The 15,752-nt window shown below is 67.6% G+C and carries 12 protein-coding genes and 1 tRNA gene; 7 read left to right on the top strand and 6 right to left on the bottom strand.

The window, feature by feature from the left end:
• The first annotated feature begins 1 nt into the window (after position 1).
• Both ACI2KI_RS10055 and argF read left to right on the top strand, forming a co-directional pair.
• The gene (locus ACI2KI_RS10055; RefSeq protein ID WP_404620251.1) at positions 2 to 1,177 is read left to right on the top strand and encodes an aspartate aminotransferase family protein; all 1,176 of its coding nucleotides are present in this window, start codon (positions 2 to 4) and stop codon (positions 1,175 to 1,177) included.
• A 42-nt stretch (positions 1,178 to 1,219) separates the two neighbouring features.
• Positions 1,220 to 2,137 (top strand): ornithine carbamoyltransferase, encoded by a 918-nt coding sequence (gene argF / locus ACI2KI_RS10060; protein ID WP_404619715.1) that lies wholly within the window; start codon positions 1,220 to 1,222, stop codon positions 2,135 to 2,137.
• A 97-nt stretch (positions 2,138 to 2,234) separates the two neighbouring features.
• On the opposite strand, the gene ACI2KI_RS10065 is transcribed toward argF, so the two are convergent.
• Entirely contained in the window at positions 2,235 to 2,447 is a 213-nt protein-coding gene (locus ACI2KI_RS10065; RefSeq protein WP_404619717.1) for a hypothetical protein, read from the bottom strand.
• A gap of 221 nt (positions 2,448 to 2,668) precedes the next feature.
• On the opposite strand from ACI2KI_RS10065, the gene ACI2KI_RS10070 reads away from it, so the two are divergent.
• The 3 genes from ACI2KI_RS10070 (at position 2,669) to ACI2KI_RS10080 (ending at position 7,362) form a co-directional block, all read left to right on the top strand.
• Positions 2,669 to 5,500, top strand: a complete 2,832-nt coding sequence (locus ACI2KI_RS10070; protein WP_404619719.1) for a hypothetical protein — start codon at positions 2,669 to 2,671, stop codon at positions 5,498 to 5,500.
• A 117-nt stretch (positions 5,501 to 5,617) separates the two neighbouring features.
• Positions 5,618 to 6,541 (top strand): sulfite exporter TauE/SafE family protein, encoded by a 924-nt coding sequence (locus tag ACI2KI_RS10075; RefSeq protein ID WP_404619721.1) that lies wholly within the window; start codon positions 5,618 to 5,620, stop codon positions 6,539 to 6,541.
• The gene (locus ACI2KI_RS10080) at positions 6,541 to 7,362 is read left to right on the top strand and encodes a TIGR02186 family protein (protein WP_404619723.1); all 822 of its coding nucleotides are present in this window, start codon (positions 6,541 to 6,543) and stop codon (positions 7,360 to 7,362) included. The genes ACI2KI_RS10075 and ACI2KI_RS10080 overlap by 1 nt, the downstream gene beginning before the upstream one ends.
• A gap of 265 nt (positions 7,363 to 7,627) precedes the next feature.
• Here ACI2KI_RS10080 and ACI2KI_RS10085 read toward each other — a convergent pair whose 3' ends face one another.
• From ACI2KI_RS10085 to ACI2KI_RS10095, 3 genes are all read right to left on the bottom strand, one after another.
• The gene (locus ACI2KI_RS10085) at positions 7,628 to 9,802 is read right to left on the bottom strand and encodes a 3-hydroxyacyl-CoA dehydrogenase NAD-binding domain-containing protein (protein ID WP_404619725.1); all 2,175 of its coding nucleotides are present in this window, start codon (positions 9,800 to 9,802) and stop codon (positions 7,628 to 7,630) included.
• 16 nt (positions 9,803 to 9,818) lie between these two features.
• A complete protein-coding gene (locus tag ACI2KI_RS10090) occupies positions 9,819 to 11,024 on the bottom strand; it encodes an acetyl-CoA C-acetyltransferase (protein WP_404619727.1) in 1,206 nt (401 codons plus the stop codon).
• A gap of 181 nt (positions 11,025 to 11,205) precedes the next feature.
• Positions 11,206 to 12,426, bottom strand: a complete 1,221-nt coding sequence (locus ACI2KI_RS10095) for a PQQ-dependent sugar dehydrogenase (protein ID WP_404619729.1) — start codon at positions 12,424 to 12,426, stop codon at positions 11,206 to 11,208.
• Positions 12,427 to 12,621: 195 nt separating this feature from the next.
• Between ACI2KI_RS10095 and ACI2KI_RS10100 the strand changes: the two genes are divergently transcribed.
• Positions 12,622 to 12,698, top strand: a tRNA-Met gene (locus ACI2KI_RS10100).
• 685 nt (positions 12,699 to 13,383) lie between these two features.
• On the opposite strand, the gene ACI2KI_RS10105 is transcribed toward ACI2KI_RS10100, so the two are convergent.
• Together ACI2KI_RS10105 and ACI2KI_RS10110 are read right to left on the bottom strand one after the other, a co-directional pair.
• Positions 13,384 to 13,608 (bottom strand): hypothetical protein, encoded by a 225-nt coding sequence (locus ACI2KI_RS10105; RefSeq protein ID WP_404619731.1) that lies wholly within the window; start codon positions 13,606 to 13,608, stop codon positions 13,384 to 13,386.
• 82 nt (positions 13,609 to 13,690) lie between these two features.
• Positions 13,691 to 14,275, bottom strand: a complete 585-nt coding sequence (locus tag ACI2KI_RS10110; protein ID WP_404619733.1) for a manganese efflux pump MntP family protein — start codon at positions 14,273 to 14,275, stop codon at positions 13,691 to 13,693.
• Positions 14,276 to 14,567: 292 nt separating this feature from the next.
• Between ACI2KI_RS10110 and rlmN the strand changes: the two genes are divergently transcribed.
• Positions 14,568 to 15,743: a 23S rRNA (adenine(2503)-C(2))-methyltransferase RlmN gene (gene rlmN / locus ACI2KI_RS10115; RefSeq protein WP_404619735.1), complete on the top strand. Its 1,176-nt coding sequence runs from the start codon at positions 14,568 to 14,570 to the stop codon at positions 15,741 to 15,743.
• Positions 15,744 to 15,752 lie beyond the last annotated feature (9 nt).

Here is a 15,752-nt window from a genome sequence, read left to right on the forward strand (position 1 = left end):
GATGGGTGTCTACAATCGCGCGCCGCTGGAAGTGGAGCGCGGCCAGGGCGTCCGACTGTGGTCGACCGACGGGACCGAATACCTGGACTGCGTCTCGGGCATCTCGACCAACGCCCTGGGCCATGCGCATCCCAGGCTGGTGCAGGCGGTCAAGGATCAGGCCGAGAAGCTGTGGCACGTCTCGAACATCTTCAAGATTCCGGGCCAGGACGCCCTGGCCGACGCCCTGTGCGAGAAGTCCTTCGCCGACGTGGTCTTCTTCACCAACTCGGGCACCGAGGCCGTCGAGTGCGCCCTGAAGACGGCGCGCAAGTTCCACTCGGCCAACGGCCAGCCGGAACGCATCGACATCTACGGCTTTGACGGCTCGTTCCACGGCCGCACCTATGGCGCCATCAACGCCGCCGCCAACCCTAGCTACACCGAGGGCTTCGGGCCCAAGATGGAAGGCTTCCATCAACTGGTCTGGGGCGACAAGGCGGCCCTGACGGCGGCTTTTGAAAACCCGAATACGGCGGCCATCATTCTGGAGCCAGTGCAGGGCGAGGGCGGCTGCCGCTCGACGCCCGAGGCCGACCTGCGCTGGATGCGCGACATGGCCGACCAGTACGGCGTCCTGATCATCTTCGACGAGGTCCAGTGCGGCATGGGCCGGACCGGCAAGCTGTGGGCGCACGAATGGGCCGGCATGACCCCGGACATCATGGCGGTGGCCAAGGCCCTGGGCGGCGGCTTCCCCATCGGCGCCTGCCTGGCGACGGCCGAAGCGGCCAAGGGCATGACGGTCGGCGCCCACGGCTCGACCTTCGGCGGCAACCCCCTGGCCATGGCCGTCGGTCAGGCCGCCTTCGCCGAGGTGTCGTCGGACGCCATCCTGGCCAACGTCAACGAGGTCGCCGGCTACCTGAAGCAGCAGCTTCACGGCCTGCAGGAACGCTTCCCCGACGTGATCGTCGAGGTCCGCGGCAAGGGTCTGCTGGTGGGCGTCAAGCTGGTTCCCAACAACCGCGACTTCATGGGCTGGGCCCGCGACGAGGCGAAGTTGCTGGTCGCCGGCGGCGGCGACAACCTGGTCCGCATCCTTCCGCCGCTGAACATCACCCTCGAAGAGGCCCGCGAGGCCGTCGAGAAGTTTGAAATCGCCTGCGAGTTCGCCCGCGGCAAGCTGACGGCCTGATCGCCCCAGCCCGGCTGACGCCCTTGACCACGGAGACCTGAGATGGTCCGTCACTTCCTCGACATTCACCGGCTGGATGCGGTCGATCTGCGCGCCATCCTGGACGACGCCCACGCTCGCAAACAGGCGCGCAAGGGCTGGCCCCAGGGGCGTCCCGACGCCGATGCGCCGGGTCAGGACCGCGTCCTGGCCATGATCTTCGAGAAGAACTCGACGCGCACCCGCTTCAGCTTCGACGCCGCCATCCGTCAGCTGGGCGGCTCGGCCATCATCGCCACCGCCTCGGACATGCAACTGGGCCGCGGCGAGCCGGTCGAGGACACGGCCAAGGTCCTGTCGCGCATGGTCGACGCCGTGATGATCCGCGCCAACAACCATGAGGACGTCGAGCGCTTCGCCCGCGTCTCAAGCGTGCCGGTGGTCAACGGCCTGACCGACCGCAGCCACCCGTGCCAGATCCTGGCCGACCTGCTGACGATCGAGGAGCACATGGGGCCGGTGACGGGCAAGACCATCGCCTGGGTCGGCGACGGCAACAACGTCTGCCACAGCTTCATGCACGCGGCGGCCAAGTTCGGCTTCCGCCTGAACGTGGCCTGCCCGGCGGAATACCACCCCGACCTGCGCGATCTGGAGAAGGGCGGCGCCCACGTCCACCTGACTAGCGACCCGCGCGAGGCCGTGGTCGGCGCCGACGTGGTGGTCACTGACACCTGGGTCTCAATGGGCGATCAGGACTATGAGGCGCGCCTGGCGGCCTTCGAGCCCTATACGGTCGACGAGGCTTTGATGGGCCTGGCCAACGGCGACGCCGTCTTCCTGCACTGCCTTCCCGCCCACCGCGGTGAAGAGGTGGCGGACGAAGTCATCGACGGCCCGCGCTCGTTGATCTGGGACGAGGCCGAGAACCGCATCCACGCTCAGAAGGCGGTGCTCGCCTGGTGTTTCGGCGGCGAGTGAACCTCGCCTTCTATTTGAAGAGGCCCTAGCGCCTCGCCCGCGGGGCGAGGCTGCTTGAGGCCCACACGCCTGCCTTCCTCCTCGTGAGGGGCGCGCCTCAGTAGGGCGTCGGGAAGGTGCGTCCGCTCAGCACCGTGGCCAGGTGGATCAGCAGCAGGAAGGTCAACGCCCCAGCGACCAGCATGATGAACCGCCACGGCATCATGCGCGGTCCTTTTGACAGGTCCGGCGGCCGTGCGCCGCGCCAGCCGGAGAAGACGGCGACAGCCGTCGAGAAGGCCAGCAGGGCCAGGGTCAGTGAAGGGCTCATGGCGAGGGCAGTTGGCGCCTGGGGCGCCGCTTCGCAAGGCGGGAATTCGCAAGGCGATGAATCTAAACGCAACGTTAACCATGTCGGCCTGAAAAGCGCTCGGTCGCGATCAAGCGTCGCCGGTGATTCCCTCGCCCAGGCGCCAGATATTGCGGTTAACGACACGTTTACACGCTTGATCTGGAGCGGTAGCGTCCCACAAAGGCTCGGGAGGCGAATCAGTGAGCGCAGCAGCGCCGTGGAGCGTGAAGGGGATCGACCCCAAGGCTCGCGAGATCGCCAAGGACCTTGCCCGCCGCTCAGGCATGACTCTGGGCGAGTGGCTGAATTCCATGATCATGGACGATCCCGACGAGGACGAGGGCGTCACGCCCTTGCCCCGCCGCACGCCTATTCCCGACCCCTATGACCGCCGCAGCCGCTCGCGTCGTCTGGACGACGTCTATGGCGTCGAGGAGGACAACCGGCGCGTCGGCGCCTCGCTTGAAATCATCGCGGGGCGGCTGGAAGCCGCCGAGCGTCGCTCGACCGTCGCCATCCAGGGCATCGACCAGGCCGTGGCCGGTCTGGTTCGCCGGATGGAAGCTCAGGACGAGATCGGGCTGGGCTATGCACGGCGCATCGACGACATCGCCGATGAACTGCGCGAAGGCCATAAGCGGCTGCGTCGCTTCGAGCAGGAAGTCGGTCCCAGGACCGAGGAGGGCCTGGCCAAGCTGGACGCCGCCCTCGGCGCCGTCTCCAGTCGTCTGTTCGATCTCGACGAGCGTCAGCGCACCACCATCGGCGACCTGCGCGCGCGCATGGAGGCGGTCGAGCAGGCCGCTGGACCCGGACCCGGCACGGACGTCCTGGCCCAGGTCGGCGCCCGTCTGGACGAGGCTCAGGCCCGGACCTCGGAGGCCCTGAAGGGGCTGGAGCGCTCCTTCGCCGCCCTGGATCTGCGCCTGCGCGAAGCCGAAAGCCGCATCGAGCCTGAACACGCCCGCGAATCCGCGCGCTTCGAAAAACTGGCCGAGACCCTGACGCGTCAGGTCGAGGGCAGCCGGGTCGAAATGATGCGTCGACTCGACGTGGCCGAAACCGAAGGCCGGGTGGACCGCATCGAGCGGGCTCTGGCCGCCGTCGGCGACCAGACGCGCGCTTCCGAGCAGCGCTCGGCTGACGCCGTCGAAGCCATGGGCCGCGAGGTCCTGCGTATCGCCCAGAACCTGAACTTGCGCGTCGAGAAGGTCGAGACCGGCGACGCGGCGGCGGCTGTGGCGACGCTCGGGCGCGAACTGAACGAGAAGCTGGATCGCGAGATGCAGCGTCACGTCCAGGCGATGGATCATCGGATGACGCGGTCCGACGATCAGCACGCCCTGGCGCTGGAGCGTCTGGGCGGTGAGATCACCCGCATCTCGGATCGCCTCAGCGAGCGCATCGCCCAGTCCGAGCGGCGTTCGGCCCAGGCTCTGGACGACATCGGTCGTCGTCTGACGGAGAGCGCCGACAAGATCGAGCAGCGCCACGACCGCGCCTCGGGCGAACTGGGCGAGCGGATGCGCCAGAGCGAGGAGCGCACGGCTCGCCTCCTGGCCGAGGCGCGTGACAGCATTGAGCAGCGCGGCGCTCGCAGCGGTCGGCGCGAGACGCCGCTGGAAAGCCCGGAGCCTACGCCCTGGAGCCCGGCGGAGAGCCCCGTAGGCGACTGGCGCGCCGCCGCTTTCGCCGATACAGCCGCTGAAATCTGGTCCGACGACACCCTGGGCGGCCTGCTGGACGCGGCCCCTTTCCCGACGCCGTCGGTTCGTGATCCCGAGCCGGTTTTCGCCGACCCGCTGGATGTCGAGCTGAACGCGCCAAGCGAGGAGATCGAGACCCCGGCGGCCCTGTTCGGCTCCAGCCCTGAGCGCGCGCGCTTCGGCATGGCGTCGCTGGATGCGATGGATGAGGTCGAGCCGGCGCTCGCTGATCCGATCTTCGCCGATACGGCCGAGGACTTCGGCGGCGCCGACGTCAGCGATATCCTGGCCGAACCCGATCAGACGGCCGTCGGCGGCTTGCCGCCCCTTGTCGATGGGCCTGAGAGCGAGGATGACGGCTTTTCGGCGGAGATAGATTTTATCGATCCCGGCGCCTTGAAGGCCGGCGCCGCTGCAGGGCGCGCCTCGACCCGCGATGCTCTGGACGCCGCGCGCGCCGCGATGTCCGGCGCCGACGAAGCCCCCCGCAAGGGTTTCGGCCTGAAGCGCGGGGGCAAGTCCAAGCTGCAGGAACGCCTGGACAAGCAGGCCAGCCGCGAAGGCTCGACCATGCGCAAGGCCCTGGGCGCCTCGGCCGTGGCGGCCCTGGTCATGGGCGGCGGCTACGCCTCGCTGCAACTGGCTGAAGGATCGGGTCTGATCCTGCCGGACCTTACGACCCTGGCGGGCGGTCAGGCGCCGGAAGCTGAAACCTCGACGGCCCCGATCGCCGCTGTCGCTCTCAGCACCACCCCGACCGAGGCCGTGCCGTCGCCCGACGTGGCGGCGACCGAGGGCGCGGCCCTTTATGAGCGTGGCGTGCAGTTGATCGACAACGGCGATGACAGTGGTCTGGAAACCCTGAAGCGGGCGGCCGACCTGGGCTATGGCCCGGCGCAACTGCGTCTGGCCGGCCTCTATCAGGACGGCGGCGCCGGCTTGGTCCCTGATCCGGTCGAGGCTCGCGCCTGGGCGCGCCGCGCGGCCGAGGGCGGGGAGCCTCGGGCCATGCACTACTACGCCATGCAGCTCTATGACGGTGAAGGCGGGGCGCGGAACCGAGTCGAGGCCCTGGCCTGGCTCAAGAAGGCCGCCGAGGCGGGCCGCGTCGACAGTCAGTACAATGTCGCCCGTCTGTACGAGAAGGGCGACGAGGGCGTGGCCCCCAATGCGACCGAAGCCTTCAAGTGGTACATGATCGCAGCCCGGCGTGGCGACCAGCAGGCTCTGGCGGCGGTGCAGCGGCTGACGCCTCTGACCCCGGCCGAGACGCGCCGCGCGGCGCGCGAGGCCGCCGACGCTTTCACGGCCGATCCGGTCGCGTAACGCGACGTATCGAAACGGCGGCGGGGGTGGCGGTTCGTCGCGGCGCTCGCTAAGACCAGAAGTCTAGTCGCCTTACCGGCGCTGTTCTGCGTTCCCTTCCAGCCGAAGGCGCGTGCCGTGGATATTTACCTGCCGATCGCCGAGGTTTCGGTGAACTGGCCGTTCCTGGTGATGCTGGGCGCGCTGGTCGGCTTTGTCTCGGGCCTGTTCGGCATCGGCGGCGGCTTCCTGATGGCGCCGGTTCTGGTCTTCATGGGCATCCCCCCGACCGTGGCCGTCGCCAGCCAGGCCAGCCACGTCGTCGCCTCCTCGACCTCGGGCGTGATCCGCTATTCGGGCATGAAGGCGGTCGATTACCGCATCGGCGGCATCATGGCCGTGGGCGGGGCCCTGGGCGCGCTCGCGGGGGTCGAGCTGTTTCGCTACCTGCGCCTGCTGGGGCAGGCCGATCTGGTCGTGGCCCTGTCCTATCTCATCTTCCTCGGCTCGATCGGCAGCATGATGCTGTACGAAAGCCTGACGCAGATCCTGCACCGGGTGCGCGGCGAGACGCCGCCGCGCAAGGAGCGCCGCCGCCCGCTGTGGCTGTACGGCCTGCCCTTCCGCATGCGCTTTCCGCGTTCGGGTCTCTATATCAGCGCCATTCCGCCCTTCGGCCTGGGCGTCTTTGCGGGCGTCCTGTCGGCCATCATGGGGGTGGGCGGCGGCTTCATCCTGGTGCCCGCCATGCTCTATGTGCTGCGGATGCGGGCCAGCGTCGTGGTGGGCACCAGCCTGTTCCAGATCATCATCACCACTGCCATCACCACCATCCTGCAGGCCGGGCGCAACCAGACGGTGGATATCGTCCTGTCGACCATCCTGCTGCTGGGCGGGGTGGTCGGCGCCCAGTTCGGGGCCAGGTTGTCGGGCCGCTTCCGCGCCGAGGAGATGCGTGCGGCGCTCGGCCTGATCGTCCTGCTGGTCGGCATTCAGATGGGGCTGGAGCTGTTCGTGCGGCCCAGCGACCTCTTCCTGCTGGCGCCGGGAGTGGGGGACTGATGTTCCAGGCCCTGCCGCCCGAACCCGCGCCCGTCGTCGCACCCGCGTCGCCCGGAATGATCGAGCGCTCGGTCGCCACCGAGGGCGAGGTGCGCGTCGCCGCCGCCCTGACCGACGCCCAGGTCAAGGTGGACTCCGGCTTCCGCGGCGCCTCCATCGTCCTCTATGGCGCGGTCTTCAATCCGACCGACAGCCCAGCCGACGTGGTGGTGGTGGTGCGCGGGCCGGATGCGCCGGTGCGTCTGGTCAAGAAGACCCGCAACATGGGCGTCTGGCTGAACAGCCGCCCGGTTCTGTTCGAGGGCGCGCCCGGCTTCTACATGACCGCCTCGACCCGGCCGCTGAGCGACATCGCAGACTTCGGCCAGCTGCGCCGTCTGGGCGTCGGCGTCGATCACCTGCGCATCGACGCCCCGCAGGAAAGCCGCACCGTCACCCGCTATGGCGTGCGCGACGTGGTGGTCAGCCGCCTGGGCGAGAACTATCTCGACTGGCGTCGGGCCGTGATCCGTCTGAAGGAGGCGGCTGCCCTCTACAACACCGATCCCGACGGGGTGCAGTTCGTCGACAAGGGCCTGTTCCGCGCCGAGGTCGAGTTGCCGGCCGTGGCCCCGACCGGCAAATACTACGCCGAGGTCTGGCTGTTTCAGGAAGGGGCGCCGGTGTCGGTGTCCAACCTGACCCTGACGGTCGAGAAGGTCGGCCTGGAGCGCGACATCTATGAGTTCGCCCACCGCCGGCCGTGGTCCTACGGCGTGCTGTGCGTCATCCTGGCGGCCCTGACGGGCTATGCGGCGTCGCGGGTGTTCAGGAGCCGGTAGAACATTTAGAGCGCTATCGCTCGCCGCGTGGCGGCTCGCTGCTTGAGCGCCTTACTTACTCCGTCATCCCGGCCGCAGCGTAGCGGAGAGCCGGGACCCAGGCGGCGGCTCTATATCCGGGCACGCTTCAAGCACTTCCAACGTCTGGGTCCCGGATAAGCGCTGCGCGCTTTCCGGGATGACGGCAGGGAGTGAGCGTGGCACCCAAAGAAAAGGGCGGCCCGCGAAGGCCGCCCTTTCCGTCTTTAGTTCGAAGTCAGCCCGATCAGGCCGCCTTCTTCGCCGGGGCGAAGCGGCCGTAGAAGGTCTCGTTCTTGGCGGCCATGTCGCGCAGCAGTTGCGGGACTTGGAAACGCTCGCCGTAGCGGGCGGCGTAGTCGTCGGCCTTGGCCACGAAGGCCTTGAGGCCGGTCTGGTCGATGAAGGTGATCGGCCCGCCGGTCCAGGGCGCGAAGCCCCAGGCCAGAATGGCGCCGACGTCGGCCTCGCGCGGGTCGTCGATGACGCCTTCTTCCCAGCAACGGGCGACCTCGATGGCCTGACGATACAGTAGGCGGTTCTTCTGATCCTCGACCAGTTCGGGCGTCGAGTCCTTGATCGTGACCGGGGCCAGATCGGACAGGCCCGCCCACAGGGTCTTGGGCTTGCTGTCGTAGTCATAGAAGCCCTTGGCGTTCTTGCGGCCGTAGCGGCCCAGGTCCTCGACCATCTTCTGCACGATATGGGCGCCGGGCAGCGGCACATAGGCGTCGCCCAGGTCGGCCTGGGTCTGCTTGGCGACCTTGACCGACAGGTCCAGCGCCACGTCGTCGTGCATTTCCAGCGGGCCGCGCGGCATGCCGGTCATGCGGCCGATGTTGTCGATCAGGGCCGGCGCATAGCCTTCTTCGAGCATGGCCAGGCCTTCGGCCACATAGGTGGCGAAGCAGCGCGAGGTGTAGAAGCCTCTGGAGTCGTTGACGACGATCGGAGTCTTCTTGATCTTCAGCACATAGTCGAGCGCCTTGGCGAGCGCCGTCTGGCCGGTCTTCTCGCCGAGGATGATCTCGACCAGCATCATCTTATCGACGGGCGAGAAGAAGTGGATGCCGATGAAGTCCTCGGGACGCACCGAGGCCTCGGCCAGGCCGGTGATCGGCAGGGTCGAGGTGTTGGAGCCGAAGACGGCGCCTTCAACCAGTTGCGCCTCGGCGCGCTTGGTCACGTCGGCCTTGATCTCGCGGTTTTCGAACACGGCCTCGATGACCAGGTCCGACCCCTTGATGTGATCATAGTCCGTCGTCGCCGTGACCAGGGCCAGGGTGGCGTCGAACTTCTCCTGGGTCATCTGACCGCGCGACAGACGCTTCTTCAGCAGTTCCTCGACGTGGGCCTTGCCCTTGTCGGCGGCTTCCTGGGTCTGGTCGATCAGGACGGTCTCGATGCCGGCCATGACCTGCACATAGGCCACGCCTGCGCCCATCATGCCGGCGCCCAGAACCGTGACCTTCTTGGCGTCCGACTTGGGCACGCCCGCCGGGCGCACGGCGCCCTTGTCCAGTTCCTGCTTGGACAGGAAGAGGCTGCGGATCATGGCCTGGGCCTGCGGCGTCATCAGGGTCTTGATGAAGTAGCGGGTCTCGATGCGCAGGGCGGCGTCCATCGGCACCTGAACGCCTTCATAGACGGCCTTCATCAGGTTGGTGGCGGCCGGATAGTTGCCGTAGGTCTGCTTGCGGATCATGGCGTTGCCGACCAGGAAGTTCTGGATGCCCGCCGGATGGTAGGGGCCGCCGCCGGGCAGTTTGAAGGACTTGTCGTCCCACGGCTGCACGGCCTTGCCGCCGGCCTTGATCCAGGTCTTGGCGGCCTCGACCGACTGACCCTTTTCTACCACCTCGTGGACGATGCCGGCGCCCTTGGCGTCGTTCGGACGGAAGGACTTGCCCTCGGTCATGGCCATCATGGCGGCCTGAACGCCGACCAGACGCGTCAGGCGCTGGGTGCCGCCGCCGCCGGGGAAGAGGCCGACCTTGATCTCGGGCAGGCCCAGCTGGATCTTGTTGTCGTTCTCGACCACGCGATAGTGGCAGGCCAGGGTGAGTTCGAGCCCGCCGCCGAGCGCCAGGCCGTTGATGGCCGCGGCCACCGGCTTGCCGCAGGTTTCCAGCGCGCGCAGGGCGCCGTTCATCTTCCAGCCGGCGTCATAGGCGTCCTGCAGGCTGGCGCCGCCGATCATGCCGCCGGCGATGTCGCCCAGGTCGGCGCCGGCGCAGAAGCCCGACGTCTTGCCCGAGGTGATGACCGCGCCCTTGATGGCGTCGTCGGTCTTGATGCGTTCCACCAGCTGCGGAATCTCGGCCATGACGGACGAGGTCAGGGTGTTCATCGAGCGCCCGGGGACGTCGAAGGTGATCAGGGCGACGCCGTCGGCGTCCACATCGATCTTGAAGTTTTCCATGGTCAGTCGCTCCCGATCAGACGCGTTCGATGACGGTGGCGGTGCCCATGCCGCCGCCGATGCACAGGGTGATGAGGGCGGTTTCCTTGTCCGAGCGTTCCAGCTCGTCCAGCACCACGCCGGTGATCATGGCGCCGGTGGCGCCCAGCGGGTGGCCCATGGCGATGGCGCCGCCGCAGACGTTGATCTTGTCGTGCGGGATGTCGAGCGCCTGCATATAGCGCAGTACGACGGCGGCGAAGGCCTCGTTCAGCTCATAGAGATCGATGTCGGTGGACTTCATGCCCAGACGACCCAGCAGCTTGTTGGTCACGAACTCCGGGCCGGTCAGCATGATCGACGGCTCCGAGCCGATCGAGGCGGCGCCGCGGATCTTGGCGCGCGGTTTCAGGCCCAGGGCCTTTCCGGCTTCCAGCGACCCGATCAGGACGCCCGCCGAACCGTCGACGATGCCCGAGGAGTTGCCCGGCGTGTGGACGTGGTTGACGCGTTCGACCTCGGGGTAGCGCTGGTTGATCACGCTGTCGAAGGCCATTTCGCCCATCATGGCGAAGGAGGCGTTCAGCGCGCCGAGCGTCTGCATGTCCGTGTTCGGACGAATGGTCTCGTCATGATCCAGGCGAACCAGGCCCAGCTGGTCCAGAACCGGGATGACCGACTTCTTGAAGCGACCCTCGGCCCAGGACTTGGCCGAACGCTTGTGGCTCTCGACCGAATAGGCGTCCACGTCGGCGCGGCTGAAGCCCCACTTGGTGGCGATCATGTCAGCCGAGACGCCCTGGGGCACGAAATAGGTGGGGAAGGCGCTGGAGGGATCGACCGGCCAGGCGCCGCCGTCCGAGCCCATCGGCACGCGGCTCATGGCCTCGACGCCGCCGCCGACGGCGAAGTCGGCCTCGCCGGATTTCACCTTGGCGGCGGCCATGTTCACGGCTTCCAGACCCGAGGCGCAGAAGCGGTTGATCTGGACGCCCGCCGTGGTCTGGGCCCAGCCGGCGTTCAGCACGGCGGTGCGGGCGATGTCGGCGCCCTGCTCGCCCACCGGCGAGACGCAGCCGAGGATGACGTCGTCCACCTTGGAGGTGTCCAGGTCGTTGCGGTCGCGGATCGCCTCCAGCACCTGGCTGGCCAGCGACAGGGCGGTGATCTCGTGCAGGGACCCGTCCTTCTTGCCCTTGCCGCGCGGGGTGCGCACGGCGTCGTAGATGTAGGCGTCGGCCATGAAGCGTCTCTCTTTGTTTCTAGGGTCCCTAACGCTTGGCGCGCGGCGCCTCGCTGCTTGAGGGACGGGTCTGGAATTGAAACTTGGTGCGTAGAAACCCGACGTTTACGTCAACGTCAAGTAACAAGGCGCGTGAGGCCCTTGGCGGACGGAAGCGGGGCCTCCGTCCGCCGCTCAGTCCCTACTGTTTCGCCAGCCTGACCAGCTTGCCGTCTTCCTCGTCGGTGATGACCCAGACGGCGCCGTCGGCGGCGACGGCCACGTCGCGGATGCGGGCGTTCAGGTCGGTCAGCAGGCGCTCCTCGCCGACGACGCGGTTGTTCTCCAGCACCAGTCGCGCCAGTTGCTTGCCGCCCAGACCCGTGACCAGCAGGTTGCCCTGCCAGCCGGGGAACATGGCGCCGCTGTAGAAGGTCATGCCGCCCGGCGCGATGACCGGGTCCCAGTAATAGACCGGCTGCTCCGTGCCTTCCCTGGCCGTCACGGCCTCGGGAATGGCCTGGCCGTTGTACTCGATGCCGTAGGCGACGCCGGGCCAGCCGTAGTTCTTGCCCGCCTGATCCAGATTGATCTCGTCGCCGCCGCGCGTGCCGTGCTCGACGGTCCAGATGGCGCCCGTGCCGGGCTGGACGGCGACGCCCTGCATGTTGCGGTGGCCCAGCGACCAGATTTCGGGCTTTGCGCCCGGTTGACCGACGAAGGGGTTGTCGGACGGCACGCTGCCGTCGGCGTTGATGCGGATGGTCTTGCCCATGTGCGAGTCCAGGTCCTGGGCCTGGGGCCGTATCGGCTTGTCGGAGCGTTCGCCAAGCGTAATGAACAGCTTGCCGTCCGGGGCGAAGGCCAGGGACGAACCGAAATGCTTGTCGCCGTCATAGGTAGGCAGGGCGTGGAAGATGACCTGCACGTTCTCGACCTTCGACAGGTCTTCCGACAGGCGACCGCGCGCCACGGCGGTGCCGTTGCCGCCGTCTCGCGGTTCGGCGTAGGACCAGTAGATCAGCCGGTCCTGAGCGAAGGTCGGGCTGAGGATGACGTCCAGCAGTCCGCCCTGGCCGCGCGCGGCGACGGCGGGCAGGCCGGCGATCGGCTCGCCGACCTGACCCTGGGCCGAGACCACCCGCATCCGGCCGGGTTTCTCGGTCACCAGCCACTGACCGTCCGGCAGCAGGGCCAGGCCCCAGGGATGAACCAGGCCGGTCGCCACGACGCTGTGGCTCAGCGGCGCCTCGGTGCGCACGCCCGGCGCGCGGGTCTGGCCTTCAAAGGCCGGCTTCTGATCAGGGTTATTGGCCGGGCGGGTCTCTACCGGCGCGCCGGGGGCGGCGTCTTGGCCGTTGGCCCCGCAGGCGGCGGCGAGAACGAGGAGTGAGGCGGAAGCGGCGAGGACGATCGGGCGCATGGGGCTCTCCTGAACAGCAGATTGTGCAATCCAGAATGAAGCCTTGCCGTTCCCGGCGCGAGCCGAAACCGCCCGCGACCGATCGTCCCGTGCGATTTCCGTGCTTAAGCGGCTTGAACCCGAGGGAAGGCGGCGATATACGCACGCCTCTCGCGCCTCCCGGTCGGTCACGACCCCGCGCGAGGTCCCGTAAGGGGTTGGGTAGCTCAGATGGTTAGAGCGGTGGATTCATAACCCACAGGTCGGCGGTTCGATCCCGCCTCCAACCACCACTGGTTTCTCTGTAAAATCAGTGAGGTGCGGTTTTTCGGGGGAACTGCAGCTTTAGACTCATACAGGCCGAGCGTTTCGTTCTGTACTCGAGGCTGCGGCCACCTGCCTGGCGCCGAAAGCAGGCTCGCGAAATGTCCGCTAAGGGTGGGAAGCGGACGTTGGCGAGCGTTTCACAGAACGCTAACGTCGGGTCGGGCCGCTACCATCTCGGCCAGCCCTAAACGCGGAGACACCACGCATGTTTGGTTGGTTTGGACGAAAGCAGCCAAAGCGGCCTTTGGCGCGGACCGCCGAGTCTGAGGCCAGCCAGATGTTTAGGTTTCAGCCACGCTGGAAAGAAGAACTGATTGTCGAGGTTGTTGGCGGCACGGAGGGGTCGTTCATGCTTGAGATAGTCGGCAGCCCCGCAACGGTTTACCTCCCGACCGAACCGGTTTGGCGAGCCCGCGTGCCCCGCTGGGCGCAGGAGCTATGGCCGCAGCTTCATATGGAGCTTCTGAGTTGGTGCGCCGGGAACAGGATAACTCTGGTCGTAGAGGCAAACGCGCAGGTCTACTGAGTGTCCGCTATGGGTCGGAAGCCGACATTGGGTAATGCGCCGGAATACGCCTCAGACGGCGATCCTCACGGCATGGCCCGGTGTGGGTCCAAGGAGGTAGCTGCCTCCAACCACCACGGATATTCCTAGTTCCGCGGAATACGCGTCGGGCTGCCGATGATCTTGCAGACGTAGTCTGTCTGCGGGCGACCGGTCTGGGCTCCGGACGTGGTCAGAATGCCGCCGCCCTTCGTGCACTCGGCGCTCAGTCGGTCGTATTCCTGCTGATAGGTCGGGAAGGTCTTGTTGCTGGCGCAGGCCCCCAGAATCAGGGGGGCGACGAAGACGACCGGGATGAGGGCGGCGCGCATGACAACTTCCTTGCGACGGTGGTGAAACGACGGGGCGATAGAGAACGTTCCGCCACCTGACGCGCGGATGCAAGGCCAGGCTTCAGATCGCCAGCACGCCCAGATGCTCCATCAGGATTTTGAGCCCCAGCGCGATCAGGGCGAGCCCGCCGATCAGTTCGACGATCTTGCCCAGTTGCGCACCGGCCGCCTTGCCGATCAGCAGGCCGAGCGTCGCCAGGGCGAAGGTGGTGGCGCCGATGCAGGCGGCGATCAGCCAGATGTTCTCGCCCAGCAGGGCCAGTCCCACGCCGACCGCGCCCGCGTCGATCGAGGTGCCGACGGCGGTGGCGACCAGGGCGATCAGGCCGCGCGACGCCGCCTTCTTCGCCTCGGCCTCCTCATCGGCGCCGTCGTCGGGCTTCAGCGCCTCCCAGATCATCTTGCCGCCGACCGCGCCCAGCAAGCCGAAGGCGATCCAGTGATCGACCGCCTCGACGAAGCCGGCGGCGGCGACGCCCAGGGCGAAACCGATCAGCGGGGTGATGGCCTCGATCACGCCGAAGACCAGGCCCGAGCGCAGGGCCTGGGGCAGGGTGGGGCGATGCTGCGCTCCCCGGCCGATGGCGGCGGCGAAGGCGTCGGCGGACATGCTCAGCGACAGGATGACGATGGCGACAGGGGTCATGGACGATGGACTCAGCCGGGCGCGTGACAGCACGTCCGGGCGCAGGCCGGCGCGGCCCCCGGATCGTGCTGGTCTCGCTAGGCGGATGAGATCCGCTGATCGCGCCATGCCCCCTGCGGAGACAAGTGTGTTGACGCGATCCCGACTGGCAGACGCCGGAAGCTACTCCCCAACGCGGCCCCTCTAGCGTCTGGGGACGGCGGGTTCAACCCTGCCGGACTGGCTGGAGGCGACAAGAGGTCCCATCTGTGCTAGACGCCGCCGCTTCACCCCCGCCGCAGGATATTCAGCCTTGAGCATCACGCTCGACCTTTCGCGTGCTTCCGCCGCAGCTAAAGCCCCCGTCAACCTGTCCGGTCTGACGCGCGAGGGCCTGCGCAATGCGTTGATCGAAGCGAAGATCTGCCCGCCTGAGAAGGCCAGGATGCGCGCCTCGCAGGTCTGGCGCTGGATCCACCACTACGGCGTCACCGACTTCGCCCTGATGAGCGACATCGGCAAGGAGACCCGCGCGGCCTTAGGTGAGGCCTTCACCCTGGCCCGCCCCGAGATCGTCGAGCGTCAGATCTCCAAGGACGGCACCCGCAAGTACTTGATCCGCACTGCCCCGGGCATCGAGGTCGAGGCCGTCTATATTCCCGACGTGGGCCGGGCCGGCGCCCTGTGCGTTTCCAGCCAGGTCGGCTGCACCCTGAATTGCACCTTCTGCCACACCGGCACGCAGAAGCTGGTGCGCAACCTGACCGCCGCCGAGATCGTGGCCCAGGTCCAGGTGGCTCGCGACGACCTGGGGGAATGGCCCTCGCCCAAGGAAGACCGCCAGCTGACGAACATCGTCTTCATGGGCATGGGCGAGCCGCTCTACAATCTGGACAATGTCGCCGACGCCATCGACATCATCTCGGACAATGAGGGCATCGCCCTGTCGCGCCGCCGCATCACCGTCTCGACCTCGGGCGTGGTGCCGCAGCTTCAGGCTCTGGGCGACCGCACGGCGGCCATGCTGGCCATCAGCCTGCACGCCACCAACGACGCCCTGCGCGACGTCCTGGTGCCGCTGAACAAGAAGTATCCGCTGGACCAACTGATGGCCGCCATCCGCGCCTATCCGGGTCTGGCCAACACCCGCCGGGTGACGTTCGAATACGTCATGCTGAAGGGCGTCAACGACAGCCCCGACGAGGCCCGCGCCCTGGTCAAGCTGATCGAGGGCATCCCCTCCAAGGTCAATCTGATCCCGTTCAACCCCTGGCCCGGCACCGACTACGAATGCTCGGACTGGAAGACCATCGAACGCTTCGCCGCCATCCTGAACAAGGCCGGCTACGCCTCGCCCATCCGCACCCCGCGCGGCCGCGACATCCTGGCCGCCTGCGGCCAGCTGAAGTCCGAGAGCGAGAAGCAGCGGGCCTCGGCGCGGATCAAGGCTGAGCGCGAGGCGGGCTCGGACGACGTCGCGGCGGCATAAGGCGGAGTT

It is taken from the genome of Brevundimonas sp. NPDC046655 (assembly GCF_044901625.1).
Lineage (GTDB): Bacteria > Pseudomonadota > Alphaproteobacteria > Caulobacterales > Caulobacteraceae > Brevundimonas.

Coding starts and splice junctions, on each gene's coding strand:
- ACI2KI_RS10055 (WP_404620251.1), top strand. CDS start 2: ATGGGTGTCTACAATCGCGCGCCGCTGGAAGTGGAGCGCGGCCAGGGC.
- argF (WP_404619715.1), top strand. CDS start 1,220: ATGGTCCGTCACTTCCTCGACATTCACCGGCTGGATGCGGTCGATCTG.
- ACI2KI_RS10065 (WP_404619717.1), bottom strand. CDS start 2,447: ATGAGCCCTTCACTGACCCTGGCCCTGCTGGCCTTCTCGACGGCTGTC.
- ACI2KI_RS10080 (WP_404619723.1), top strand. CDS start 6,541: ATGTTCCAGGCCCTGCCGCCCGAACCCGCGCCCGTCGTCGCACCCGCG.
- ACI2KI_RS10085 (WP_404619725.1), bottom strand. CDS start 9,802: ATGGAAAACTTCAAGATCGATGTGGACGCCGACGGCGTCGCCCTGATC.
- ACI2KI_RS10090 (WP_404619727.1), bottom strand. CDS start 11,024: ATGGCCGACGCCTACATCTACGACGCCGTGCGCACCCCGCGCGGCAAG.
- ACI2KI_RS10095 (WP_404619729.1), bottom strand. CDS start 12,426: ATGCGCCCGATCGTCCTCGCCGCTTCCGCCTCACTCCTCGTTCTCGCC.
- ACI2KI_RS10105 (WP_404619731.1), bottom strand. CDS start 13,608: ATGCGCGCCGCCCTCATCCCGGTCGTCTTCGTCGCCCCCCTGATTCTG.
- ACI2KI_RS10110 (WP_404619733.1), bottom strand. CDS start 14,275: ATGACCCCTGTCGCCATCGTCATCCTGTCGCTGAGCATGTCCGCCGAC.